At 62.1% G+C, this 25323-nt stretch carries 21 protein-coding genes and 1 pseudogene; 11 read left to right on the top strand and 11 right to left on the bottom strand.

The features are described 5' to 3' along the window. Nucleotides 1-42 precede the first annotated feature (42 nt). From WM94_RS29780 to WM94_RS24495, 6 genes and pseudogenes are all read left to right on the top strand, one after another. Nucleotides 43-507: a suppressor of fused domain protein gene (locus tag WM94_RS29780; RefSeq protein ID WP_218188729.1), complete on the top strand. Its 465-nt coding sequence runs from the start codon at nt 43-45 to the stop codon at nt 505-507. A 31-nt stretch (nt 508-538) separates the two neighbouring features. Beyond that, a pseudogene (locus WM94_RS24500) lies at nt 539-2662 on the top strand (RHS repeat-associated core domain-containing protein); the annotation flags it as partial. A 368-nt stretch (nt 2663-3030) separates the two neighbouring features. Then, nucleotides 3031-3567, top strand: a complete 537-nt coding sequence (locus WM94_RS30310; protein WP_156486008.1) for a hypothetical protein — start codon at nt 3031-3033, stop codon at nt 3565-3567. 312 nt (nt 3568-3879) lie between these two features. Beyond that, nucleotides 3880-4554, top strand: a complete 675-nt coding sequence (locus WM94_RS30305; protein WP_156486007.1) for an SMI1/KNR4 family protein — start codon at nt 3880-3882, stop codon at nt 4552-4554. A gap of 82 nt (nt 4555-4636) precedes the next feature. After that, nucleotides 4637-4990, top strand: coding sequence for a hypothetical protein (locus tag WM94_RS29775; protein ID WP_082810639.1), 354 nt, complete (start codon nt 4637-4639; stop codon nt 4988-4990). A 266-nt stretch (nt 4991-5256) separates the two neighbouring features. Then, entirely contained in the window at nt 5257-5688 is a 432-nt protein-coding gene (locus WM94_RS24495) for a DUF2628 domain-containing protein (protein WP_013971637.1), read from the top strand. A gap of 203 nt (nt 5689-5891) precedes the next feature. On the opposite strand, the gene WM94_RS24490 is transcribed toward WM94_RS24495, so the two are convergent. From WM94_RS24490 to WM94_RS24460, 7 genes are all read right to left on the bottom strand, one after another. Further along, nucleotides 5892-6158, bottom strand: a complete 267-nt coding sequence (locus WM94_RS24490) for a hypothetical protein (RefSeq protein ID WP_061552318.1) — start codon at nt 6156-6158, stop codon at nt 5892-5894. Nucleotides 6159-6700: 542 nt separating this feature from the next. After that, entirely contained in the window at nt 6701-8335 is a 1635-nt protein-coding gene (locus tag WM94_RS24485; protein WP_061552317.1) for a BatD family protein, read from the bottom strand. An 11-nt stretch (nt 8336-8346) separates the two neighbouring features. Next, nucleotides 8347-10050 carry a tetratricopeptide repeat protein gene (locus WM94_RS24480; protein ID WP_061552316.1) on the bottom strand — a complete coding sequence of 568 codons (1704 nt, stop codon included), beginning with the start codon at nt 10048-10050 and terminating at the stop codon, nt 8347-8349. Further along, complete coding sequence (locus tag WM94_RS24475; RefSeq protein ID WP_015269460.1) at nt 10047-11123, bottom strand: VWA domain-containing protein; 1077 nt, start codon at nt 11121-11123, stop codon at nt 10047-10049. Before WM94_RS24475 ends, WM94_RS24480 begins: the two co-directional genes overlap by 4 nt. Next, nucleotides 11116-11610: a DUF4381 domain-containing protein gene (locus WM94_RS24470; protein ID WP_015269461.1), complete on the bottom strand. Its 495-nt coding sequence runs from the start codon at nt 11608-11610 to the stop codon at nt 11116-11118. The genes WM94_RS24475 and WM94_RS24470 overlap by 8 nt, the downstream gene beginning before the upstream one ends. A gap of 13 nt (nt 11611-11623) precedes the next feature. Further along, nucleotides 11624-12568 carry a DUF58 domain-containing protein gene (locus WM94_RS24465; protein ID WP_013971643.1) on the bottom strand — a complete coding sequence of 315 codons (945 nt, stop codon included), beginning with the start codon at nt 12566-12568 and terminating at the stop codon, nt 11624-11626. A gap of 4 nt (nt 12569-12572) precedes the next feature. Beyond that, nucleotides 12573-13532: a MoxR family ATPase gene (locus tag WM94_RS24460; protein WP_013971644.1), complete on the bottom strand. Its 960-nt coding sequence runs from the start codon at nt 13530-13532 to the stop codon at nt 12573-12575. Between the two features lie 231 nt (nt 13533-13763). On the opposite strand from WM94_RS24460, the gene WM94_RS24455 reads away from it, so the two are divergent. Next, the gene (locus tag WM94_RS24455) at nt 13764-15071 is read left to right on the top strand and encodes a DUF2235 domain-containing protein (RefSeq protein ID WP_061552315.1); all 1308 of its coding nucleotides are present in this window, start codon (nt 13764-13766) and stop codon (nt 15069-15071) included. A gap of 88 nt (nt 15072-15159) precedes the next feature. On the opposite strand, the gene WM94_RS24450 is transcribed toward WM94_RS24455, so the two are convergent. Beyond that, on the bottom strand, nt 15160-16356 hold the full coding sequence (locus tag WM94_RS24450) for an MFS transporter (RefSeq protein ID WP_047595247.1): 1197 nt from the start codon (nt 16354-16356) through the stop codon (nt 15160-15162). A gap of 59 nt (nt 16357-16415) precedes the next feature. Continuing rightward, the gene (locus WM94_RS24445) at nt 16416-17630 is read right to left on the bottom strand and encodes a benzoate/H(+) symporter BenE family transporter (protein ID WP_024086547.1); all 1215 of its coding nucleotides are present in this window, start codon (nt 17628-17630) and stop codon (nt 16416-16418) included. Nucleotides 17631-17732: 102 nt separating this feature from the next. On the opposite strand from WM94_RS24445, the gene WM94_RS24440 reads away from it, so the two are divergent. Continuing rightward, entirely contained in the window at nt 17733-19244 is a 1512-nt protein-coding gene (locus WM94_RS24440; protein WP_061552314.1) for a PLP-dependent aminotransferase family protein, read from the top strand. Between the two features lie 37 nt (nt 19245-19281). Here WM94_RS24440 and WM94_RS24435 read toward each other — a convergent pair whose 3' ends face one another. Then, a complete protein-coding gene (locus tag WM94_RS24435) occupies nt 19282-20169 on the bottom strand; it encodes a dihydrodipicolinate synthase family protein (RefSeq protein WP_061552313.1) in 888 nt (295 codons plus the stop codon). 44 nt (nt 20170-20213) lie between these two features. Continuing rightward, entirely contained in the window at nt 20214-20996 is a 783-nt protein-coding gene (locus WM94_RS24430) for an aldolase (RefSeq protein ID WP_061552312.1), read from the bottom strand. A 237-nt stretch (nt 20997-21233) separates the two neighbouring features. On the opposite strand from WM94_RS24430, the gene WM94_RS24425 reads away from it, so the two are divergent. The 3 genes from WM94_RS24425 to WM94_RS24415 all read left to right on the top strand — a co-directional run bounded on the left by WM94_RS24425 (nt 21234) and on the right by WM94_RS24415 (nt 25318). After that, nucleotides 21234-22781 carry an AMP-binding protein gene (locus WM94_RS24425; RefSeq protein WP_061552311.1) on the top strand — a complete coding sequence of 516 codons (1548 nt, stop codon included), beginning with the start codon at nt 21234-21236 and terminating at the stop codon, nt 22779-22781. Nucleotides 22782-22795: 14 nt separating this feature from the next. Beyond that, nucleotides 22796-23962, top strand: coding sequence for an acyl-CoA dehydrogenase family protein (locus WM94_RS24420; RefSeq protein ID WP_039614529.1), 1167 nt, complete (start codon nt 22796-22798; stop codon nt 23960-23962). A 102-nt stretch (nt 23963-24064) separates the two neighbouring features. Beyond that, complete coding sequence (locus WM94_RS24415) at nt 24065-25318, top strand: MFS transporter (protein ID WP_039614528.1); 1254 nt, start codon at nt 24065-24067, stop codon at nt 25316-25318. Nucleotides 25319-25323: the final 5 nt, after the last annotated feature.

Raw genomic sequence — 25323 nt, 5'->3', positions numbered from 1 at the left:
GAAGTATTTCGGTAGATGTACTGACTACCCTGGACTCTTTGCATGTGGGGGGTGAAGTCTTTAGGTACGATAGGGTTGTCGGAAGTTCCACTATTTGCTGGTGATGGCGAGGAATTTTCTACTCGTGTAGAGCTCTGTGCCGGGGCTTTGACTGAAGAGACCTACTGGGAAAATGCAATAGCTTCCGCAGCTTTCTTTATCCGAAAAAGCCAACGTTATGTAATGCCGGGTGATGTAATTGTTGATGTGTTCAATGATTACCTAAAGGCTCCAAAAAAGCCTCATATGTATTTGACAATTCCTTTCATGTGGAACGATGCTCATTTTCCACAGCTTGAATTTAACTCGCTAAAAATAAATTGGTTGCAGTGCATAGCGATTTATGAAGATGAGCGTGCTTTCATCGAGAAATTCGGAGGCAATGTTTTTGACGATTTGTTGTCTGATCAAGAGATAAATACGCTTGATCCTGATCGTCTTCCTGTTGATCTATCTCGATTTAAGTGATTTTAATTTAGTTTTACGGGGGCGGCAGCTGATCGGCGCCCGTACCAGCTGGGCCACCGACGTGCTCGGCCGCGAGCTGGAAGTGCAGTACAACCCCGACCACCGGGTGATCGCCAGCCGCGACTACGGCGGCGAACGCTATGCCACCGAGCTGGACGACAATGGCAACATGGTCGACCTGACCTTGGCGGACGGTAGCTGCCTGCAATTCAAGTACGACGAATTCTCCCGTCTGCTCGAAGAGACCGACCCGCTGGGCCGCAAGACCACCTACGAATATCACCACCTGACCACGCTGGTGACCCAGGTCAGTTACCCGGATGGCAGCACCTGGCGGGCGCGCTACGACGAAAAGGGCAACCTGCTCGCCGAATTCGATGCCCTGGGTCAAATGACCGAATACCTGAACAGCGATGACGGCCTGCCGCACACCATCATCGACGCGACCTACAAGTCCAAGTACCTGTGGTGGAACACCCTGGCCCAGGTCGAGCGTTACCAGGATTGTTCGGGCAAGAACACCTGGTACCGCTACGACGAACGCCAGCACCTCGTCGCGGTAACCGATGCGCTGAACCAGACCACCACGCTGGAGCGCAAGCCCGACGGTGAGGTGCTGCGCATCAGCCATCCCGACAACACGGCGGAAACTTTCACCTACAACGACCTTGGTCAGGTGCTCGACCACACCGATGGCAAAGGCCAGATCACCCGCCTGCTACGCACTTCCCGTGGTTTGCCGAGTAACCGCCGGGACCCGAAAGGAGGTGTGGTTCGTTACGAGTACGACAAGGCTTGGCGCCTGACCGGGTTGGTAAACGAGAACAACGCCACGTACAGCTTTGCCTATGACGCCTCGGATCGGCTGATTGAAGAGGTGCGGATCGATAATCTGACCCGGCGCTTCAGCTACAACGCGGGTGGCCATCTCACCCGACTGGATGAGATCGGCTATGGCGAAAATGCCGAGCGCCCGGAGCGGCATACGCTGTTCGAGCGTGACACCATTGGCCGGTTGGTCGCCAAGATCAACCGCGATGCGAGCCAGACCTTCGCGTACGACGACGGCGACCGGTTGCTGAGCATCGAGCGGCAGCCGACCGGGATCGGCAAGCAGCTTGGGATCACGGAAGAGAAGCTGGAGTACGCCTACGATCTGCTGGGGCGGCTGACCAAAGAAATCACCCCCGACGGCACGCTCGGCTACGAGTACGATCCGCTCGGCAACCTGACTACGCTGACCCTGCCGGATGGCCGCAAGGCCAACCACCTGTACTACGGCAGCGGGCACCTGCACCAGCTGAACCTCGATGGCCAGGTGATCAGCGACATGGAGCGTGACGACCTGCACCGGGAGGTGTACCGGACCCAAGGCAAGCTCACCAGTTGCTTCGGTTATGACGCGATGGGGCGCAAGGCGTGGCAGTTTGCCTCGAACTTGCCGGCAGACAAGCTCTCGCAGGTGCACAACACCGGTATCAATACCTCATTGCTGGTGGAGCATGCGTACAACCCGATTCACCGCCGTTATCAGTACGACCCGGCAGGTGAACTGGTGCGTACGCTCGACAAGCTGCGTGGCGAGATCAAGTACGAGTACGAAGCGAACGGCCAGTTGCGCAGCCGCGATACGGGCTCGCTGGTTGGCAGCGAAGAGTTTCGTTACGACCCTGCGGGCAACCGCCTGGATTTCAATGCCCGGCAATTTGCCAAGTCCAGGGGGCTGAGGATGCTGCGTGAGGAGACGCCGGGGCAGAGCATCTTGTACCTGTACGAGCCGGGTAGCTATGCGCCGTTGGTGCGGGTTGATCAGGTGGAAGGGGAGGACCAGAAGCTTTATTACTTCCATACGGACCAGATTGGTACGCCGCTGGAGCTGACGAACAGTGACGGCAAGATCGTTTGGCAGGCGACTTATCGTTCTTGGGGGGCAATAGAGAGTCTGCCCATCAATGAGATCGAGCAGAATCTGCGCTTCCAAGGCCAGTACTTTGATGACGAGACGGGACTGCACTACAGTACCTTCCGTTACTACGATCCCGAGATCGGGCGTTTTGCCACTCAGGATCCAATTGGACTTCTTGGAGGAATCAACCTTTACCAATATGCTGTCAATCCACTCGGTTGGTTAGATCCACTAGGATGGGCTGGAAACCCTGCTAATGCTACGCATATCGCATACGAAGGTGTAAAGGATGGTAAGCCTTATATTGGTTACGCAAGCAAGCCAGGACTAGGTCATTCAGCCCAAGATGTACTGGGCTATCGATATTCAAGCACTGCGCACTTTGATGTGGCGCCTGAGCCATTCTTTGTCGGTGATGGCCAAGCTGGAAAAGATATTGCGAGGGGATTGGAACAGAGGGTGTTTGAGGATGGAGGCGGCCTGAAAGGAACATCTAATAAACGAAATCCGGTGGGGGTGAATAATCCAAGTAGAGATCGTTATCTCGCGGCTGCTGATGAGCATAGAACTTCGAGTGGAAAGGCAAAAACTAGCAGAAAGGTAAAGGGGGCTGCATCATGTTGAAGTCTTTGAAGTGGCAGGAAGGTTTGGTTGTAAGTATAAAGGTGGAAGAGGGTTATTACGCTATTTCGCAAATGAGAAACAACCATCTTTTGGAGGTTTTTGACATTTTTTCTAGCAATGATGATTGGGTGGGTGTGGATTTAAACAATATCGATTTACTGTTCACGATTTTTGTTTCGATAAAAAATATCAAGAAAATTTTTTCGCGTGTAGTATCTAGCGAACTGGTTGCGCCAAATAAACGACCTGTTGAGCGTCGTATGCTTTCAGCAATATTTGGTACTCCCGGAAACACTGGTGCAAAGCTCATAGAGTTGTCGGAGGGGTATTCAAATATTGGTGGCAAAATAATCAAAGACTTCCTTTCACCTGATGGAGGCCTGGAGTTAATTCGTCGCTATGAACTTTGTGGGATGGTAGGCGATCCCGAGAAAATTGTTTCGCGAATTAAAAACTATCGGGAAACTGGAGTGAACTGGGATCCGTCGAAAGAATTCTTGTTTCCTGGTATCCAGCGGCCATCGCAATAAAAATGTCGGGCATCTAATATGAGATGCATCAGTGCGAAAAATTTTTTGGAGTCAGTTGCAATATTTGGATGGCGGAGAAAGCTTCTATCTTGAGTCATGGCGAGGAGATTGGTAGACATTGAGTGCTTTTTCGTAATCTTTGCTGTGGCTTTCTGGTTCTTTAAAATATAGGTTTGATTTAGACGGCTGATTTTTGCCCTCTAATTTAGTTTTCTTTTGCTTTTAGGAAGTTGTATGCAACTGTCGGTATTTCTATAGCCAGTACCGGGAAGTCCATTCAACCCTGTGCCTTCGGAGCTGAGGTGTATGAAAATGAATTGGCCTGAATCTTTAAAGCAGCGTATTGTAACCGAGCTTAAAGGTTATGATGTGTATTTCTCACCTGGCGATGTCCCTGTGGATATCGATTTCCCCAAACAGTGGCGTGGATTTGGCTTTACAGATAGTGGGAAAAAACATATTCCTGCGGAATGGGCTGAGTTTTCCGAACTTTTGCCTTGGGTAAGCGCGTGGCTAGAAAAATGTGTGTTAGGAACGGTTTTGGCTGTGAGTGATCGCCCATACCTCATGTATGCATATAGTGAAGGTGGTGATTTATGCTTCTATATGGGCGGGGCTCCACTAGGCGTTGAAGGGTCAGGTTTCGATGGTTATCCTAGTTTTCCTGCGAGCTTCCGGCAGTTTTATTCAAGATTGCATAATGGTTTTGGATTCTATATTGGTTGCACTATGGGGCCGTCGAGGTTGGAGGACTTTGTTGCTGTCAAGGAACTGTGCGATGAAGATTATCCAGCACTCCCTGATATGGTGGCGGTATTTTCTAGCGGCGCTGGTGATTATTTGGCTTTGGGGAATGGCTCACACAAGGGTCAGGCTTTTATCTGGTGGCATGAGAAACCAGAAAACCCGACAGAAGGAATCGAATTATGGGATGTGATGGATTCGTGGATGTCTATTTTTTTGGAGAACTCCGACTCTAATGAATAATAGAGTGGCAAAGTGGCGGTAAAGTAATGAGTGCAGATGGCGAGAAGGTTTATAGGGATGATCCAAGGTTAACTATAGAACAATGTCTGTCATTGCGATTGTCATGGAGGGGGCTGGGGTCTCAGCTTCAGCCCTTATGAAGCTCCATCGTGTACTTGGTGTCCCATTGTTGCAGTTGAAATCAACGATTCTGGCGCATGAGCCAGTATTAGAGTTGGAGATTTTTGACGGCGACTGCCACGATCATGCAAAAATGATTCGATCAGTTTGTGCTGTGCTAACTGCGGAAAAAGTAGATGCGTCTTATTACGAAATTCCCTATGGTCAGCAATATGTAGGGAACCCCAAATTATCTATTTGGAAAATCGATTCAAGTCTGGTGGAGGGTATATTGAGTGCGGCTGATGATGAGGTGGAGCGACAGTCCAATAGTTAGTCTAATAGGGGGTATACGAAGTTCCTTAGCGGCACCCGCATTCACCTGCACTACGACAACCCGCTGGGTCGCCTGAGCGACATCAATCGTGTGGTGAACAACGAATTTCTGATCGCGCCGATCTGGAAGCCTTGAGCGTTCTGTGACTTGGCTCTCGCTTTGCGGGAGGTATCAAGCTTGCCCTCAAAGGCATGCTGATTTACCCTCCGAACCGGCCATGATCATGGCTATTCGACACTCACGGACGACGATCACAGGAGTCACCAATGGAAGGCATCCCACAAACCCAATCCACCCCAGATAACCTCAAGCCAAAATGGCGGGAGCGTTTCGCTTTCTTCGATCAGTACGGCGCACCCACCTCCGAGCCCTACAAAGCCGCTTTCCGCGCCTTGCCATTTGGCAAGAAGCTGCTGATCAACAACAACTTCATCGCCTTTTTCTTCGGCCCGATCTACTGGTTCGTGCTGGGACTGTGGAAGAAGAACCTGGTTATGCTGGCCATCATGATCGCCATCGGTGTTCTCCTGAGCTACTACGAGATCGCGACGGGTAGCGAGATCCCGCGCCCGTTGGATAACGGCATCAGCATGGCGTTTGCGTTTCTGTACAGCTTCCTGACCAACCGTGCCTACTACCTGAAGCAGACCAAAGGGCAGCAGAGCTGGAACCCGTTCGAGGGGCAGCGGTTCATCTGAGCCGTCAGCCAGGTCAACCGGTGCTCGCAGGTTGATGAAGCCCTCTCTCCGATCACGGTCTTTGTAGGAGCGGCCTTGTGTCGCGAAAGGGCCGCAAGGCGGCCCCGGCGATTTTGCGGTGATGCGCAGATCCTGGGGGCGCTTCGCACCCCTTTCGCGACGCAAGGCCGCTCAGGGGCCGCGCATGTCTTGGGGCTGTGTAATCAGTGCCGGGTGATATCCCCGGTTTGCCGGTGCAACAGCAACTCGGCCAGGGCCTTGGTCATCTGTACGTGATGCACCGCGTTGACCAGCATGTTGATGCCGGGCTCGCCGGCATTGGCGCAGATGTATTCGTCCAGCGAGTCTTCGATGCCGGCCATCAGCTGGAGGGTGTGGATCAGGGCGTCAACCGAGGGGGTGTCCTGGTTGATGGTGTAGAAGGGGCGAGCCGTTAGTTTTGCGGGTGGATCGGGGACGATCTTTTTCATGATTCAAACCCTTTGCTTGATCAGAGAATGCCACCACCGCAACCTTCTCACGGGTTTAGGTGGCAGCCGTGCGCGGGGTGAGAAACCGAGGAAGCAAAGGAAAACTCGGCCAGACCGAAGTCTGCCCGCGCGCGGCCGCCATGAAAGCTGGCGGAAATTTGCTTATCGTCGGGTTCTCACACCCGGTCACCGAAGCGACCCGGAAACGTTATCCGTGAGGTGTTTCCCCGACAACAGCGATAGTTCGGCAGCGCGCGTAGGATAATTCCTAAGCGGGTTGATCCTGAAGCATTGGGTTGCAGGTTCAGAAATATCTTACGGTGGCACCGGCTGCGCCGGTGTTCGCGGGCACGCCCGCTCCCACAGGGGTCGTGTAAGCAGTCAATGACTGTAGGAGCAGCCTTGTGCTGCGAAGAGGCCGGTATGACAAAAGACTGTCTGTGGCAGTCATGGCCTCTTCGCAGCACAAGGCTGCTCCTACAGGCCGGCGCGGTCATTGTGGGAGCGGGTTTACCCGCGAAGAGGCCTGCACAGGCAGCACATCACTTGGGATATAGCGGCGGCAGGCTGCCGTTCTCGCCGGTCGGCAGCAATACCTGCTCAGCCGGGGGAATCGTACCGATCGCCCGCCACAAATCTTCACCCTGCCAATACTGCCCGCTCTCGCTATACAGCGCCCCGTTCAACCCATCCAGTGCATCCGACAACGGCACGAACCGCGCCGCCATCTCGGCCAGGGTCTCCGGCTGCTGGCGGGCCCAGGCGTCCAGCGCCTGGCGGGTTGCCTGTGGGTCGTTGGCCTGGCACGCGCGCTTGAGATCATCCAGCAAGGTACGCGGGCTCGGCCCGGCCTGCGCGGCGCGCAGCACCGCTGGCTGCGAGCGGGCGCGCCACCACAGGGCAAAGCCCAGCAAGGTGGTGAGGGCGAACACCAGGGTGGCCAGCTGCCAGGGCCACAGCAAGCTGCTGGCACTGCTGTTGTCGCCGACCGGGGTGTCGGCGCTCAGCGCCGGGTTGTCCTGCACATTCAGCGTGCGCGCCGGCAGGCTGCTGTGCTCCAGGTGGTCTTCTCGGGTATTCCACCAGGCCACTTCCAGCGCCGGCAGGGCCAGCGCGCCGCTGTGGGTCGGCACCAAGGCTTCGCGCTCTTCGCGGTTGGCAATCATCCCTCGTTCGCTGATTTCGTTGCGCAGCAATGGCTGGTCGGGGTACCGGCGCAGGCCGGTGATTTCGGTGGCTGGCAGCGGTGGCAGCTGGGTGCTGGACAAGCCTTCGGCACGCAGGGTGATGTTGCGGGTCAGCGAGTCGCCAATCTGCACCTGCTGGTTGCCAGGGTCGGGGTTCCAGTGCTCTTCAAGTGTCAGGCTGCGGGCCGGTAGCCAGGGCACGCCAGCAGGCCAGGCCGCCGGAATCGGCCGCACGGCCAGGCGCAATGGCAACGAGCTGACCTGCACCTGGTGGCCGGCCCGGGCCGTGCCGTTGGCTTGCGGGGCCTCGTCCTGGCTGGCGGCGGCGGTGGCGGTGAAAGTCAACGGTGGGATGTCGAGGGTGCCGCTTTGTTGGGCATACACGGCATAGCGGGTTTCGATCACGCCGTGGCGGACGCCGTTGATTTCCTTTTCATAGGTGCGCGATTCACCCAGCGGTTCGACCTTGGCATTTTCCAGTTGCAGCGGGCTGAGGCTGCTGTCGTCGTACAGTGCCACTGAATGGTAGATGCGCAGGGTGAGCACGGCCTGGGCCTGGACGTAAACCTCGCTGCTGTCGAGCGTGGCTTCGATGAACACCTGCGAGGCACTGTCCTGGCGGCTGGCATCGGCCTGCAGCACTTGCAGTTCGATGGCCTGGCTGTGCGACTGGCCCAGTTGCAGTTCGGGGATGCGCAGGCTGCCGCTGCGCCGCGGCAGCAGGGTGATGATCCAGCGGGTACTGGCGCGGGTTTCGCCGTCGAGGCTGTGCAGGCTGTTCAGCTGGCGCGTGCCGCGCACTTCGAAGTCACCCTCCAGCGCGCGCAGGTCGGGCTTGCCGAACTGGGTGACGTCCTGGCTTTCCAGAGTCAGCTCCAGGCTTTCGCCGGCTTCCAGGCGGGTACGGTCGACGCTGGCCCGCAGCAACGGTTCGGCATGGGCCAGTACAGCCCACAGCAGACAGAGGAGAAAGACGCCGAAGCGACTCATCGTGAGGTTTCCTAATGCAATTGCTGTTCATACCAGAATTTGCGCCGCAGCAGCTCCGCCGGGTTGTCGGGGATCTCCCGCAGCCATTGTTCCAAGGCCTGGCGCTGTTCGGTATCAAGGCTGGTCGATACCGGGCGCTGCGGCGGCTGGATGACGCTGTCGTCCGCGCCCGCTTGGTTGCCAGGCGTTACCTGGCTGTTGCTGCTGCCTTCGCCGGGCTGTTCGGCGCTGGCCTGTTCGTCGTTGCCGGGCTTGCCCTGGGCCGGGCTGCTGGCCGAGCTGCTGTTGCCTTCGGTTTCGCTGCCGGGCGTGCCTTGGGTATCGCTGCTGGCCGGTTGTTCCTCGGCAGTGGCCTCGCGCTGTTGCAGCAGTTGCTGCACCAGTGCCTGGTTGTCCAGCGCCGCTTGCAGGTCGGGCTGGCGTTCCAGGGCTTGTTCGTAGGCGTCCAGCGCAGCTTCCAGCTCACCGCCGCGGGCCAGGGCATTGCCTCGATTGTAGTGTGCGGCGGCGGTGTCGCCTTGGGAAAAGGCTTCGGCAGCGCCGGCATAGTCGCCGGCCTGGTACAGGGCCATGCCGCGCCATTGCGGGTCCTGGAAATGGCGCGCGGCACTGGCCGGGCGGTTCTGCTCCAGCAGGCGCTGGCCTTGCTGGTCGGGGCGCAGCCACAGGTCGTTGAACTCGAAGGCCTGGCTGGGCTGGGGCAGGGCCAGCAGCAGCGGCAGGCAGAACAGCCAGCCGCGTCGGCCGGCACAGGCGGCCAGCAGCAACAGCGGCAGCAGCAGCCAGTACCCCTGGTCGGCCCAGCTGTCCAGTTGCAGGGTCTGGCCATCATTGCGCCCGGTGCGCGGGCTGTCGAACAGGCCCAGGCCACGCAGGTCGAGGTCGTCGATGCGGGCATGCCGGTAGCGCCCGCCGGTGCCGCTGATGAAGCCCTTGAGGCTGGCGCTGTCCAGGCGTGGCAACAGGATGCCGCCCTGGTCGTCCTTGAGGTATTCGCCATTGGCCTGGCGCACCGGTGCGCCTTCGCGGCTGCCGATGCCCAGCATCAGCAGGCTCGGGCCCTGGCGGCCGAGGGCCTGGGCGATGCCTTCGCGCTCCGGGGCGCTGAGCGACGAGCCGATCAGCAGCAGGCGGCCCTGGCCCAGGCCGCTCTGGGCAAGCAGGGCGAGGCCTTTTTGCACGGCCAGGTCGGCGCGCTGGCCGGGCTTGGGCATGATCGATGGGTCGACCGCCTCGAGCAGGTTGCGGCTGGTGGCCAAGTCATCGGACAGCGGCACCAGGGTGTGTGCGGAGCCAGCGTAGACCACCAGCGCGGTCTGGCTGTCGCGGCGGTGCTCCAGCAGGTCGAGGATTTTGCGCCGCGCCTGCTCCAGGCGGTTGGGCGGGCTGTCCTCGGCGAGCATCTGCGGGGTCAGTTCGAGCAGGATCACCAATGGGTCGGCCGGTCGCTGGCGGCTTTCTTCCACGCGCTGCCAACTGGGCCCGAGCAGCGCCAGGATCACCAGCACCCAGGCCAGGCCCAGCGCCACCCACGGCAGCTTGCTGGTGCTGCCGCTGCCACCGCCGAGCAGGACGCCATGGAACGCCGGCGGCAGAATCATCTGCCAGCGCCCGGCGCGTTTGCGCCGGTGCCACAGTTTGTACAGCAGCCAGGCGAGCAGGGGTACGGCCAGCAGCCAGAGCGGGCGCAACCATTCGGGCCACAGTTCGATCATCGCCGCCTCCTCAGGCGCAGGCGCTTCAGGCGCTGGCGCCATTCCGGGTGCGGTTGCAGGAAGCGCGGCTTGCGCAGCAGGCGATGCAGCAGGTTGTCGGGCCATTGCACGGCCAGCACCAGCAGCACGCTCAGCAGCAAGGCCAGGGCCAGGGGCCAGGCATACAGGGCCTTGGCCGTGCGCGCCTGGGTCGGTTGCTGGGCCACCGGTTCGAGCTGGTCGAGGGTGTCGCCGATGGCGTCCAGTTCGGCGCCGTCATGGGCGCGGAAGTAGGTACCGTGGGTGATGTCGGCTATTTCCTTGAGCGAGGCTTCGTCCAGGTCCAGGCTCGGGTTCAGGCCGAGCAGGCCGGGGGTGCCACTGGCTTCGGGGTTGGCGCCGATGCCGATGGTGTAGATGCGCACGCCTTCCTGGGCGGCCAGGCGGGCGGCGGTCAACGGGTGGATCTGCCCGCCATTGTTGGCGCCGTCGGTGATCAGCACCAGCACCCGGCTTTGTGCCGGCCGTTGACGCAGGCGCTTGACCGCCAGGCCAATGGCGTCTCCGATGGCGGTGTTCTTGCCGGCGATGCCGATCTGCGCCTCGTCGAGGAAGGTACGCACCGTGCGCCGGTCGAAGGTGAGCGGCGCCTGCAGGTAGGCCTGGCTGCCGAACAGGATCAGGCCCACGCGGTCGCCCTCGCGGTCCTGCAGGAAGTCGCCGAGCAGCGCCTTGACCAGGTCGAGGCGGCTGATTTCTTCGTTCTGCCACTGCATGTCGGGGAAGTCCATCGACCCGGACACATCCACCGCCACCAGCAGGTCGCGGCCGCTGGCAGCCACTGGCACTGGCTCGCCCAGCCATTGCGGGCGGGCGGCGGCGCACAGCAGCAACAGCCAGATGACGACGAAGGGCGCCTGCTGGCGCCAGGTTGGCAGGTTGAGCCGCGCGCGGCGCCCGGCCAGGCCTTCCAGTTCGTCGAGGAAGCCCACCTTGAGCACCGGTTCGCCGCTGTCGGCGGCCGGCAGCACCAGGCGCGCCAGCCACGGCAGCGGCAACAGGGCGAAGACCCACGGCCAGGCCAGTTCAAACATGCTTGCGAATCCAGGTTTCGACGGCTTGGCTGAGCCCGGCGATGGCCTTGTCGTCGAGCTTGCACTCGGGTTTGTAGGCGCCCTCTACCAGTACCATCCAGCGGGTCAGGCCGGCGGCCGGGCAGCGGTTGTCGAGAAACGCCAGCCACTGGCGGCCGTTGAGGGTATGGCTGTTGGCGCCTGGGTAGTGGCTGCGGCACAAGCGCTTGAGCAGGGCGTTGATCTGTTGCAGCCACGCCCCGGCCGGCGCGCCATCGTAGGGGCGCGGCAGGCGGGCCAGTTCGGCCAGTGCTTCCACGCGTACCGGGTCCAAGGGTTGTTCGGCACGCACGATACGACGTTTGCCCGGGCGCCAGTGGCGCACCCGCCACAGGCCCCAGGCCAGCAGCGGCAGTACGGCCAACAGAAGCCACCAGCCGGGTGCCGGTGGCCAAAGGCCGATCGGCGCAGGGGCGATCAGCGGCTGCAGTTGATCAAGCGGGTTCATTGGCCGCTGCTCTTCATGACGCGCTCCGTGGCCGCTGGGCGTTCAGGTATTCGCGCAACTGCTCGATCATGTCGCTTTGGGTGCTCAGTGGCATCAGCAGCACGCGCAGCTTTTGCGCCATCAGCTCCCAGCGCTCGATACGCGCTTCGGCCTGCTGGCGGTAGGCCTGGCGCAGGTTGGCGTCCAGGGTGTCGAGCTCCAGCTGCGCGCTGCGCTGGGCGAAGCGCAGCAGGCCGGCGGCGGGCAGGGCATGGTCGAGCGGGTCGGACACCGGCATCAACAGCAGGTCGCAATGGCGCGAGAGCATGGCCAGGTGCTGCTCCACCTGTGCAGTGAGCGAGCGCTCATCGCAGATCACGATGGCCAGGCTGCCGGGGCGCAGCACTTCGCGGGCGCGGCGCAGGGCCAGGCCGAGGCTGTCGGCACCGGGCGTGGCCTCGGTGTGCAGCGCCTGGTTGACCTTGGCCAGGCGGTTGAGCAGTTGCAGCAGGCTCTGCTTGCTGCGCCGGGGCTTGATTTCGTGGTGCTCGTTGTCGCCGAACACCAACCCGCCAATGCGGTCGTTATGGCCCAGCGCGGCCCAGCCGAACAGCGCTGCAGCCTGGGCGGCCAGCACCGACTTGAACATCAGCCCCGAGCCGAAGAACAGCCGTTGGCTCTGCTCGACAAGAATGAAGATGGGCCGTTCGCGCTCTTCGTGGAACAGCTTGGTATGCGGCTCCTGGGTACGCGCGGTAACCCGCCAGTCGATGTTGCGCACATCGTCGCCAGCCTGGTAGACGCGCACCTGGTCGAAGTCCACGCCGCGCCCGCGCAGCTTGGAGTGGTGCAGGCCCACCAGCGGGCTGCGCTGGCCGGGCCGGGAAAACAGCTGGATTTCGCGCACGCGGTGGCGCATGTCGATCAGCTCGGCAAGGCCGATGCGGATGCCGGGTTCGGCCAGCGATGCAGTGGGCATGGGCTCAGGCAACGGCGACGACGTCGAGGATGCGCTGGACCACGCGGTCCTGGTCGATCCCTGCCGCCTCGGCCTCGAACGAGAGGATGATGCGGTGGCGCAGCACGTCGAACAGCACCGCCTGGATGTCTTCGGGGCTGACGAAATCGCGCCCGGCCAGCCAGGCGTGGGCGCGCGCGCAGCGGTCCAGCGAAATGGAACCACGCGGGCTGGCGCCGTAGGCGATCCAGTCGGCCAGTTCGGCGTCGAACTTGGCCGGAGTGCGGGTGGCCATCACCAGCTGCACCAGGTATTCCTCCACCGCGTCGGCCATGTACAGGCCGAGGATTTCCTTGCGGGCGGCGAAGATCGCCTGCTGGCTGACCCGGCGCTCGGGCTTGGTCTCGCCGCCCAGGGCTTCGCCACGGGCCTGCAACAGGATGCGCCGCTCTACCGCAGCGTCGGGGAAGCCGATTTTCACGTGCATCAGGAAGCGGTCGAGCTGGGCTTCGGGCAGCGGGTAGGTGCCTTCCTGCTCGATCGGGTTCTGTGTGGCCATGACCAGGAACAGCGGCGACAGGTCGTAGGTGCTGCGGCCCACGCTGACCTGGCGTTCGGCCATGGCTTCGAGCAGTGCGGACTGCACCTTGGCCGGGGCGCGGTTGATTTCGTCGGCCAGCACCAGGTTGTGGAAGATCGGCCCCTGCTGGAACACGAAGCTGCCGGTTTCCGGGCGGTAGATTTCGGTGCCGGTGATGTCGGCCGGGAGCAGGTCGGGGGTGAACTGGATGCGATGGAACTGCGCCTCGATGCCTTCGGCGAGCTCTTTGATGGCCTTGGTCTTGGCCAGGCCCGGCGCGCCTTCGACCAGCATGTGGCCGTCTGCCAGGAGCACGATCAACAGCCGCTCGACCAGTTTCTCCTGGCCTAGGATCTGGGAAGAAAGAAAGGTGCGCAGCGCGATCAGCGCTTCACGGTGTTCCATCGGTGACGGTTCCTGGTATGGGGCCGCAGGCGGCTGGAAGCAGCTGCCCTGGCAAGGGGTGATACTTTAATCCATCCGGGGGGGTGGCGACCAATGGCGGTAGGGAAATTTATCCTTGCCGGGGGCCATGCAGGTCCGGAAATGTCCTGTATATCGCTGGCCATTGGCTGATGTTCCGCAGCAGCGTGCTGGCGCCTGCTTGTGCTTTTGGTACAAGCAGGAAGCACGACGATGGACCTGAACAGCTGTAGCACTGCACGCATCACGCCGGTCACCCTGCATTTTGGCGTGTTCTTCGATGGCACCGGTAACAACCTGAGCAATGTGATGCCGGTGGATGCACCGGGGAACAAGGGGGGCAGTTATGCCAATGCCTTGAGCAATGTGGCCCTGTTGCATGCACTGTACCCGACGCAGGGGGCCAATGCTGATGGGACCATGGCGTTTCTGAAGCGCTATGTCGAGGGCGTGGGCACCCTGGCGGGGGAGGCGGATCATGCCTATGCCTCGGCCACCGGGTGTGGGCGTAGAGGGGCCGAGGCGCGGGTCACCGAGGCCTTGGCGGGGATTGCCGGGCAACTGCGGGACTGGTGCCAGGCGCACCCACAGGCAAGGCTCGAGCGGGTCGAGTTCGACTTGTTCGGTTTCAGCCGCGGCGCTGCGGCTGTGCGTCATCTGGCCAACCTGCTGCATGATGGCGGCAGCAGCCTGTTGGCTGTGCCCTGTGGCATCGTGATCAACTTCATAGGCCTGTTCGACACGGTTGCTGCGATTATCGCGCCGCTGCAGGGCGACTTCGATCCTGCCGACGACCGCCATGGTGGCTTGCGCCTGGGCCTGGGCGCGGGCATTGCCCGGCAAATGGTGCAACTGGTGGCGGGGGACGAGCAGCGGCACAACTTCCCGCTGGTACGCAGCGGCCATGACATCGTGTTGCCGGGCGTGCACTCGAACATTGGCGGTGGTTACCCGGATACCACGCAGGAGCAGGTGCTGCTGTGCAAACCGCATTCTCAGCGGGTGCCGCTGAGAATGCGCGCCGAGCACACGCGTGTGCATGCCACAGTCAGTGCGTTGCTGGCGTCGTCGTTTGGCGAAATGGGCGCGCCCAGGCCGCGTGTGCTGGCCTGGGAGGTTCCGATTGCCGGTGGCCTGCCTAGCGAGGCGCAGAAACAGGTGTATGCGGCGGTGTACCGCGAACGGGAAGTGGCGGGGCAGCTGTCGCGGGTGTACCTGAGCATCATGCGGGAGCTGGCGGTGCGCGCTGGTGTGCCGTTTGCGCAACTGGACGGGCAGGTCGAGCACCGGCTGCCGGATGAACTGCTGGGCATCAGCCGCAAGTTGCATGCGTTTGCCCTGGGTGAATGCGAACAGCCTGGGTTGACCGAGGATGAGCAGCGATTGTTGCGAGACAGGTACGTGCATGCATCAGCGAACTGGAATGCGTTGAAGGGGTTGCACGGCAGTGTGCTGGATGTGTTGTTCGTCAATCGGCCGGGGGCAGGTGGGCGGGTGGTGCATGCCAATCCGGTCGCCTGAGTAGCCAGTGCGCAGATGAATCAATGGCCATGTGCTGTTCTGCAGGGTCTGCCTTGCATTGCGAAAGGGCTGCAAAGCAGCCCTGGGGCTAGACAGGCTGTCGGTGCTTCCTGGCCAGGTAGGCTTCCTGTGCCAAGGTCAGCAGCACCGTCAGCAGCATGAACACGATCGATGCCACGAAGATGCCATGAGGCAGGCGTTGGTCGAGCATCCAGCCAAACGCCACCGGCCCGAGGGCACCGCCGATGCTGAAGCCGGTCGAGACCAGCCCGAACGCTTTGCCCTCGGCGCCGCTCGGTGCCGCCGCCTTCACCAGCATGTCCCTCGACGGGGCGATGATCCCGGTCAGCAAGCCAATGGCACCGAGAACCACCACCAAGCCCCAGCCCCGAAGCAGCCCGAGGGCCACCAGCGTTGTCAACGCGGCAGCCAGGGCAAAGGCCGAGGCCGCCACCAGGCCGTGACGCCGGGTCCGGTCAGCCAAGGCCCCACCGCACAGTACACCTGCAGCACTGCTGAGCAGAAAGGCCGTGAGTGCCGTGTTGGCCCAGGCCAGGGTCAGGTCTTGGCCCTGGACCAGGGCGGCCACGGAGAACTTCTCGATGGCACTGGTGCTCAGGTTGAGCAAGATGAACAGGACCGTCAGCAGCCCGAGCATGGGCGTGAACAGTCGCGCGCGACCTGCTGCAGTGGGGCCAGAGCCGCCTTTGCCAGGCTTGGCAACGTGGTGGATTCCACTGCCTGGAACCGATATCAACAGCAAGGCGGCAACCCCCGCAGCCGCGCCCGCCATCAGGGCAGCCTGCGTGCCGAATAGTGCAGCGATGCCTAGAAATATCGCTGGCGTTACCGCCGAGCCGAGGAAGCCGGCAAAGGTATGGATCGAGAACGCCCGCCCCAGGCGGCCTTGTTCGATGCCGTTGGCCAGCAGCGCGTAGTCGGCCGGGTGGTACACGCCATTGGCCAGGCCGGCCATGGCCATCGCCACCAACAGCAGGATGTAGCTGGGGCTGACAGCAACCAGCAGGAAACTGATGCTGCCCAGCAGCAAGCCCGCCTTGAGCACCTTGCGCGCACCGTAGTGGTCGACGGCATAGCCTAGCGGTGCCTGCACCAGGGCGGAGACGATATTGAACACGGCCAGGGCTGCGCCGAGTTCGACGAACCCTACCCCCAGCAAGTCGGGGAGCACGGGTAGCAGCGCCGGGATAAGCATGATGTGCACATGGCTGACGAAGTGTACGGCAGCAATTTGGGTAAGAAGCCTGGGGCCAGCTTTGGGCATGTCGATACCTGTTGTACGGCGTGCGCACCTGGCGCACGGCAGGATGGTGGAAAGCCCGCTTACCGGGAGAAGTGGCAGAAACCGGGTAGGCGGCCGTTCAGTACCGCATAGGCCAGCAAGCCAATGACCAGCCCCCAGAATGCCCCGCCAATGCCAAACAGGTTGATGTTGGCTGCCGCGGCCAGGAATGTGATCAGTGCCGCTTCGCGTGAACGGGCATCTGCCATTGCGTTGGCCAGGCTGGCGCCGATGGTGCCCAGCAGTGCAAGGCCGGCCAGCGTGGTGATGAAGGTGGCCGGCAGGGCCATGAACACACTGGCCAGGGTGACCCCGAATACCCCTACGAGGATGTAGCAGACACCGGCAGCGATGCCCGCGACCCAGCGTTTGCCCGGGTCTTCGTGGGCTTCCTTGCCAGTGCAGATGGCGGCGGTGATGGCAGCGATGTTGAAGGCGTGCGACCCGAACGGTGCCATCAGCAACGACCCCAGGCCCGTGACTGCCACGATCGGATTGGCGCTGGTCTTGAAGCCATCGTTGCGCAGCACCAGCATGCCTGGCATGTACTGACCGGTAAGGGTGATCAGGAACAACGGCAGGGCCACGCTCAGGGCGGCGTTGAGGGAGAAGGTGGGCGCGGTGAACAACGGCGTGGCGAATTCCAGCCTGAGCGCTGTCAGGTCCACCTGGCCCTGCAGTAGCAGGTAGCCCAGGCCTAGCAGCAGAATGCCTACTACGGCATAGCGGGCGGTAAAGCGTTTGAATGTTACATAGGCCGCGATCAACAGCCCGGCCAGGGCGGGGTCGACCGACAGGCCGCCGAATGCACCAATGCCGAATTGCAACAGGATACCCGCCAGCAGGCCGGCGGCAATTCCGCCCGGGATGGCCCGCACCAGGCGCTCGAAGTAACCGGTCACTCCCAGCATCACGAAGCCGGCTGCCGACAGCAGGTAGGCACCGATGGCGTCGCTGTAGGGCACGCTGGCCAGCGCTGTGACCAGGAACGCAGCGGCCGGCGTGGACCAGGCGGTGATCACCGGCTCGCGGCTGTACCAGGACAGGACCAGGCCACTGAGCCCGACGCCGATCGACACTGACCAGACCCACGAGGAGGTCAGCGCCGGGCTCAGCCCGGCCAGCTTGGCGGCCTGGAACACCAGGATGAAGGTGCCGCCATAATTGACTATTACCGAAACGATCCCCGCCACAACGGGGTGAAGGATGTCTGTCAGCCGTAGCGGGGTTGGAACAGTGTGTGCGGGCGTGTTCATCGAGGCCTCGGTCGTTCTGGCGCATAGGGTTGGAAAGGCTGGTTTTTATAGCGCTAGAATGGCCGGTATAGCCCCACCACTTTTCCATACATGGCCATACCAATGTTCAAGCATGCACAACTGGAGTCGGTGAAAGCCTGGATCGGCGACCCAGAGCGCGCGTCACTGCCTTTGCACGTAAGAATCCAGCGTGCGATACGCCAGCTTGTTCTCGAAGGGGCGTTGCCCGTGGGCAAGGCGTTGCCCGCCTCCCGTGCGCTGGCGGCCTCGCTGGCTGTGTCACGGGATACGGTCGAGGCTGCATATGGCCAGCTGCACGCCGAAGGCTTCATAGAGCGCCGGGTGGGCAGTGGCAGCTTCGTTTCACCCCGTGCGCAGCACCTGCCGGCCCAGCCCCGGGGCCGCAAGGTGAAAGCCCCGGACGAACCGCCGGCAATCAGCCGTCGTGGCCAGGCGCTATGCCAGGAGGGCGGAGTGCACAATTTCTTCGTTTCTCGGCCGTTTGCGCCGGGGGTGGCGGAAACCCGCAACTTCCCGTTGCAGGCCTGGGAAAAGCTGCAACGGCAGGTGTTCAAGGAACATGGCTCCCAGGCATTGCAGCCCAGTAGCGCGCAAGGTACCGAGCCACTGCGGCGGGCTATTGCCGATTACGTCAATCTTGAACGTGGCGCACAGGCCACGGCTGACCGCGTGCTCATCCTTACCAGTTCACAGCAGGCGTTCAGCCTGTGTGCTCACGTATTGGCCGACGCGGGCGACCAGGTGGTTATCGAAGACCCGGCCTACCATGGGGTCAGGAAGGCGCTGGGTGCTGCTGGCCTGCATTGCATCGCCGTGGCCGTGGACACGGACGGCATGCAGGTCGCGCAGATAACACGGCTGGCTCCCCATGCCAGGGCTGTTTTCCTGACCCCTTCGCATCAGTTCCCTACTGGTGTGACCCTGTCCCTGGACCGGCGTCTGGCGGTGATCGAGTGGGCCCGGCAACAACGCGCCTGGATCATCGAGGACGATTACGACAGCGAGTTTCACTATGCCGGCAAACCCACCGCGTGCGTGCAAGGCCTGGATGCCCACGACCGTACGGTTTACATCGGCACGTTTACCAAGTCCCTGTTCGCCGGCTTGCGCATTGCCTACATGGTCTTGCCGCCGCAACTGGTCGAGCCGATGACCGCTGCGCGAACCTTGCAGGACGGGCATACGGCTTCGCTGGCACAACTGACCTTGGCCAGGTTCATCGAAGGCGGGCACTTCGGCGCCCATGTGCGCTTGATGCGGGCGATCTATGCGGAGCGCCGCGATGCCCTGGCGGCATTGGTGCAGGCACAGCTGTCGGACTTTCTTGTCGCGCGTGTGCCCGCAGGCGGCATGCAGATGCCTTGTGTTTTCACCAGGCCGATGCCTGAAGAGCAGGTCGTGAAGGCGGCGCAGGCCGCTGGCATAGACCTGCTGGGGCTAAGTGGCCTGTATGCGTCGGCGAAAGGGGAGGCGGGATTGCTGATGGGGTTTGCGGCGCATACCCCTGGCGAGCTGGCGATGGCCGTGGCGAAACTGGCGAAGGTGTTGCGCCAGGTCGAGTCTGGCCAAGGGCGAGCAACGTTGCCAGGATGAAGCCCGGCAGCAAGACGCCGCCGGGCAGTTGTCACGGTCAGTCGGCCAGTTCTACCAGCATGCTCTTCAGGTAGTCGCTGCCTTGCGCATCCAGCGGCTGCAGGGGCAGGCGTGGAGCGCCGACATCCTGGCCGAGCATCTTCAAACCGGCCTTGATGGTGGTGGGCAGGCCACGGCGGGTGATGTATTCCAGCAGTTCGTACTGGCGGTAGAACAGCGCGCGAGCTTCGGCCAGGTTGCCTTGCTGCACCGCGTCCCACAGCGCCAGGTTCAGCGCCGGGATCAGGTTGGGCGCGGCGGTGCACCAGCCGGTGGCGCCGGCCACCAGGGCTTCCAGGGTGAGCGGGTTGCAACCGTTGTAGAAGGCCACCTGGCCATCGGTGGCCTTGAACAGGCGGTGCATGCGCTGGATGTCGCCGGTGCTTTCCTTGACCATGGTCACATTGGGCACTTCGCCGAGGATGCGCAGGATCAGCTCCACCGACAGGTCGGTGCCGCTGGTGCCCGGGTTGTTGTAGAGCATGATCGGAATGTCGATGGCCGCGCCCACCGCCTTGTAGTGGGCGACCACTTCGGCTTCGGTGAGCTTCCAGTAGGAGATGGGCAGCACCATCACCGCCGTGGCGCCGCAGGCCTGTGCCAGGCGGGCGCGCTGCACGGTGCGTGCGGTAGTCAGGTCGGAGACGCTGACCACGCTGGGCACGCGGCCGGCGATGCGTGCCTGGCTGAAGCGCACCACCGTTTCCCATTCGCTGTCGGACAGGTAGGCGCCTTCGCCGGTGCTACCCAGCGGTGCGATGGCGTGCACGCCGTCTTCTATCAGGCGGTCGATGGACAGGCCCAGGGCATCCAGGTCGAGCGCGCCGTCTGCCGTGAAGGGAGTGATGGTGTAGCCGATAACGCCGCGAATTACAGGTGTAGACATAACCAGGCACCTTTGCCGTTGTTGGGGAAAGAGTACAGCTTCAGTCAGCCCAGGCAGTCGCCATGGGCACGCAAGGCACGGCGCGCGTAATAGCTGAACGCGGCACCATGACGTTTGGGGGTGGAGATCCAGTCGTGGGCTTCCTTGCCCAGGGCATCCGGGATGGGGCGAATTTCACCGGCGCCCATGGCCAGCAGCTGCATCTTTGCCGCGCGCTCGAACAGCATGGCAAGGACGCAGGCTTCCTCGATCGAGCGGCCGGCGATCAGCAAACCGTGGTGGGAAAGCAGGATCGCGCGCTTGTCGCCGATCGCCCTGGAGATGATTTCACCTTCTTCGTTGCCCACTGGTACGCCAGGCCATTCCTTGAGGAACGCGCAGTCGTCGAACAGCGGGCACAGGTCCATGTGCGAGATCGCCAGTGGCACTTCCAGCATCGACAGGGCGGCGCTGTGCAGTGGGTGGGTGTGGATGATGCAGTTGACATCGGGGCGTGCGCGGTACAGCCAGCTATGGAAGCGGTTGGCCGGGTTGGCCATGCCGCGGCCTTGCAGCACGGTGAGGTCTTCGTCGACCACCAGCAGGTTGGAAGCGGCGATCTCGTCGAAGCCCAGGCCGAGTTGTTGCGTGTAGTAGGTGCCAGGCTGCTCGGCGCGGGCGGTGATCTGCCCGGCCAGGCCCGAATCGTGGCCACCGTCGAACAGGATGCGGCAGGTAAGGGCGAGTTTCTGGCGAGGAGTGTAGGTGTTGTCGGCCAGCGCTGTCAGCATCTGCTGCTGGGCGAGTTTGACGAGCTGATCCTTGGGGGTGTGCATGGTGGTCGTCATGGGCTGTACCTGCATGAAGGGCCTATAAAGGCTGATTGGCGCGAAGCGCTATCAGAACACAAAATCGATATTAATGACACAAAGTGTCATTTGCAAGCGATGTGTCATCACCACTGCCGCTCATCCGATGTGGTCCAGTGCAATCCGTTATGGCCCGCATACGTAACTGGTATTACTTGCTGCGACCGCACGCTGTTTAGCATCGACCGGGTCTTAAACCGCGACGAGAACAACAACGTGAACCTCGCAACCCTAACCAGTCGAAGTGCAAGATACTGGCCTGAGCGCTTGGCGGTGATCGACCGCCACACTCGCCTCACCTTCGCGCAGCTTGAACAGCGGACCAATCAGTTGGCCTCGGCCTTGTTGGCCCATGGCATCACCAGCGGCGAACATGTCGCGATCCTGGCTCCCAACCGGGTCGAGCTGGTGGAGGCTGAGGTGGCTTTCTACAAGGCCGGCCTGGTCAAGGTCCCGGTCAATGCACGCCTGGCGCTGGATGAAGTGATCCAGGTACTGAATGACGCCTGCAGCGTCGCGCTGATCGCCGACCCGCAAGCTGCCGAGGCCTTGCTGGCGCGCAGGCAGGAGGTGCCTGCGCTACGCCTGATCGTTACCCTTGGCGAGCAGGGCGGCGATATCGGCTACGGCGCACTGCTGGCCCAAGGCAGCAGCCAGCCGGTCAGTTGCGATCTGCCTGACGATGCACTGGCCGTATTGCACTACACCTCGGGCAGTTCCGGTGTGCTCAAGGCAGCAATGCTCAGCGTCGGCAACCGCAAGGCGCTGATCCGCAAGAGCATCGCCAGCCCCACCCGGCGTGCCGGCCCAGGCGACATCATGGCCCATGTCGGCCCCATCACCCATGCCAGCGGCATGCAGCTGATGCCGCTTCTGGCGGTGGGTGCCTGCAGCCTGTTGCTGGAACGCTACGATGACCAGTTGCTGCTCGAGACCATCCAGCGCGAGGGCGTGACCCGGTTGTTCCTGGTGCCGGCCATGATCAACCGTCTGGTCAATTTTCCCGGGGTCGAGCGCTATGACCTGAGCAGCCTGCGCCTGGTGATGTATGGCGCAGCGCCAATGGCGCCAGCGCTGGTCAAGCGGGCTATCGAAGTGTTCGGGCCGATTCTGGCCCAGGGCTACGGCGCTGGCGAAACCTGCTCGCTGGTGACGGTGCTGACCGAGCAGGACCACCTGTGCGAAGGCGGCGACTACCGCCGGCTGGCCTCGTGCGGACGATGCTACTTCGAGACCGACCTGCGTGTGGTGAACGACGATTTCCGCGATGTCCAGCCAGGCGAGGTGGGCGAGATCGTGGTCAAGGGACCGGACATCATGCAGGGCTACTGGCGCGCACCGCATCTCACCGCCGAGGTTATGCGTGATGGCTACTACCTCACCGGCGACCTGGCCACGGTGGACCAGCAGGGCTACGTGTTCATCGTCGACCGCAAGAAGGAAATGATCATTTCCGGTGGCTTCAACATCTACCCCAGCGAAGTCGAGCAGGTGCTCTACAGCTTGCCGCAAGTGTTCGAGGCTGCCGTGGTAGGCGTGCCCGACGAACTGTGGGGCGAAGCGGTGCGGGCAGTGATCGTGCTCAAGCCTGGCATGCAGCTGCAGGAGCACGAGGTGATCGAGCATTGCGCCCAGGCTCTTGCCGGGTTCAAGAAACCGCGCGGTGTGGACTTCGTCAGCGAGCTGCCGAAGAACCCCAACGGCAAGGTGGTGCGCCGCCTGATTCGAGACGCCTACTGGCAAAACAGCGAACGCCGCATCTGACTTGAGGAATTGCCATGTACCAGCCAAGCGAAAAGGCCAAACAGATCATCGAGGCCATCGGCGGCTTCGTTCGCAACGAAATCCTGCCCCTGGAGCAACGCGCCGGCCTCAGCTGGGCCGAACCGCACCCGCGTGAGGTGCTGCAGCAGGTGTGGCAACGCTCGTGCGAGCAGGGCTTCTACAACATCATGCTGCCCGAAACGATTGGTGGTGCAGGATTGAGCGTGTCCGACCTGTGTGCGGTGAAGGAGGCCACGGTGCTGACGGGCTCTATGCTGGCGCCGCACATTCTCGGCGAGCTTTCCGGGCCGCCGCGTATCGGCCACCTGTTCAAGGTGGCCAGCCCGGCCCAGGTCGAGGCTTTCCTGCAGCCGGTGTGCCGAGCCGAAAAGGCCGTGTGCTTCGCGCTGACCGAAAGTGAAGCCGGGTCCGATGCCACGGCGATCAGGACTACCGCTCGGCGCGACGGCGAGCATTACGTGCTGAGCGGGGCCAAGCGCTACATTTCCGGGGCGCCTTATGCCGATATCGCAATACTGCTCGCGGTCACCGGCCCCGGGCGTGGCGCCCAGGGGATCTCGGCATTCTTTGTCGAGCTGGATGCGCCGGGCGTGCGGGTGGAAAGCGATTACTCGGTCATGTCCGGTGGCGGCGCCCATGGCGACATCCTTCTCGATGAGGTACGAGTGCCGGTGGCCAACCGCATTGGCGAGGAGGGGCAGGGCTTCAAGCTGGCAATGGGGCGCATCACTCTCAATCGTCTGCTGCATTGCCCAACCATGCTGGGCATGGCGGGCCTGGCGCTGAACCTGACGGTCGACTACGCCCGCACTCGCAAGCAGTTTGGCCAGCCGATCGCGATGTTCCAGTCGATCAATCACATGATCGCCGACATGGCCACCGAACTGCATGCGGCACGCAGCATGGTCTATGCCACTGCCGCGGTGAATGACGCCGGTGGCGATATCCGCACCCAGGCGCCGATGTGCAAGCTGTTCGTATCGGAAACGGCCTTCCGTATCGCCGACCGCGCGGTGCAGATTCATGGGGGTGCCGGGCTGTTGCGGGGCAACCCGGTGGAGTGGATCTTCCGTGCGACCCGTATGATGCGCATTCTTACCGGGACCAGCGAAATCCAGCGCAACACCATTGCCAAGGGCGTGCTCATGCCCGAGCAGTAAAACTGCACGCCCGGCCTCGAGTGGCCGGGCTCTCCCACAAGAACAATAAGAGAGATCGACATGACTCATACTGACTCCCGCGCGCGTGCAGGCACGGCCTGGATGATAGCGGTACTGCTGGCACTGCTTATGCTGGTGAACTTCCTGGACAAGGTGGTCATCGGCCTTGTAGCGGTACCCATGTCCAGGGAACTGGGTTTGTCCCCGGCCGAGTTCGGCCTGGTGGGCGGCGCGCTGCACTGGTTCTTCGCCATCTCTGCAGTGGTCGGTGGCTTCATGGCCAACCGCCGGCCGACCCGCACCCTGCTGTTGGGCATGGGCGCGTTCTGGGCGCTGATCCAGTTGCCCATGCTGTTCGTCACCTCCCTGTGGGCTATTGTCGCTTGCCGGGTGCTGCTGGGCATCGGCGAAGGGCCGGCGTCACCGGTGGCAACCCATGCCTTGTACAAGTGGTTCCCCAACGACCGGCGCAACCTGCCGGTGGCGCTGTTGCATACCGGTAGTGCACTTGGGCTGCTGGTGGCAGGCGCAATGATTCCATGGATCAGCGTGCACTATGGCTGGCGCATGAACTTCATCGTGCTGGCCTTGATCGGTGCGGCGTGGTGCGTGCTGTGGTGGGCATTGGGGCGCGAGGGTACTCTTGACCGCAGCCGCCCCGGCCAGCCCAGGGAAGAACAGGCGCACATCGCCTACCGCCGTCTGCTCGGCGACCGCACCGTGCTGGGCAATTACCTGTGCCACTTCGCCGCCAATTGGTCGCTGGCCCTGACCTTGACGTGGGTGCCGAGTTATCTGGAAACCGGGTTGGGCATCGACCCGATCATGACCGGTCGGGTGTTCGTGCTTTTCGTGGTGGTGACCACGCCGCTGAGCCTGTTCATGGCCTGGCTGTCGCAGCGCATGATGCGCGCCGGGGTGGCGACACGCTGGTCGCGCGGAGCCTTCGTGTCCCTGTGCCTGATTGCCAGCGGGTTGTTGTCGGCGGCATTGTTCCTGCCGGGCCTGGGGAATGTCGAGCGAATCATCAGCCTGACTTTCAGTGGCGGGCTGGCGCTGGTCATGTACTCGGTGGGGCCAGCCATGCTGGCGGAGTTCACGCCCAGCGGGCAGCGTGGCGGCATCCTGGCTATCGGCAATGGTATCGCTTCGCTGGCCGGGCTGGCGGCACCCGTAGTCACGGGGTTTCTGGTGCAGGGCGCCGGAGCCGACCACCCGGCAGGGTATGGCCAGGGCTTCCTGGTATGCGGGGCGGTGCTGGTCATTGCCGGGTTGACAGGGTTGGTATGGATGGACCCTCAGAAAACCCGCCAACGGCTGCTTCAGGTGGGCACGGCTGCGCTGGCCCGGGCCTGACCTGC

Source organism: Pseudomonas sp. ABFPK (assembly GCF_001586765.1).
In the GTDB taxonomy this organism is placed as follows: domain Bacteria; phylum Pseudomonadota; class Gammaproteobacteria; order Pseudomonadales; family Pseudomonadaceae; genus Aquipseudomonas; species Aquipseudomonas asiatica.
This window is presented reverse-complemented; position numbering and strand designations above follow the sequence as displayed.